This is a genomic window from Lysobacter sp. TAB13 (genome assembly GCF_052113885.1).
In the GTDB taxonomy this organism is placed as follows: Bacteria; Pseudomonadota; Gammaproteobacteria; order Xanthomonadales; family Xanthomonadaceae; genus Lysobacter; species Lysobacter gummosus.
This window is the reverse complement of the sequence record NZ_JBFRDR010000249.1, coordinates 1-421: the sequence shown is the minus strand read 5'-3', so window position 1 is coordinate 421 and position 421 is coordinate 1. Positions and strand designations below refer to the sequence as shown.

The following is a 421-nucleotide window of genomic DNA, read 5'->3' as shown; positions in this document are numbered from 1 at the left end:
CGACGATATCGAGGCCGCCAAGCGCAGCGACTGCGTCGCCAACCAGCTTGGCGCAGAATTCCGCACTACGGAGATCTCCCGGAAGGGCGATCGCCATTCGGCCTTCCGCTTTGATCAACTCGATCACCTCGCGCGCGTCAGGCTCCTCGTCGGGGTGATAGTTGATTGCGACATCCGCGCCTTCGCGAGCGTATGCGATGGCAGCAGCCCGCCCCATGCCGGAATCGCCGCCGGTGATCAGCGCCTTTCTGCCAATGAGGCGGCCGGAGCCCTTGTAGCTCTTCTCGCCGTGATCGGGCCGCGGGTTCATTTTTCTCGCCAATCCCGGCCAGGGCTGAGACTGCTTCGCGAAGGGCGGCTTGGGATATTTGGTCGTCGGATCGGTCATCGGGTGCACCGTCGGGCCCGGCCCGGATTGCGC

At 64.8% G+C, this 421-nt stretch carries 1 protein-coding gene; it reads right to left on the bottom strand.

Features of this window, described 5'->3' with window-relative positions; all coding sequences use genetic code 11:
- A partial coding sequence (locus AB4Y92_RS26035) for an SDR family NAD(P)-dependent oxidoreductase (RefSeq protein WP_441822254.1) occupies positions 1 to 388 on the bottom strand: 388 nt, incomplete at its 3' end.
- Positions 389 to 421 lie beyond the last annotated feature (33 nt).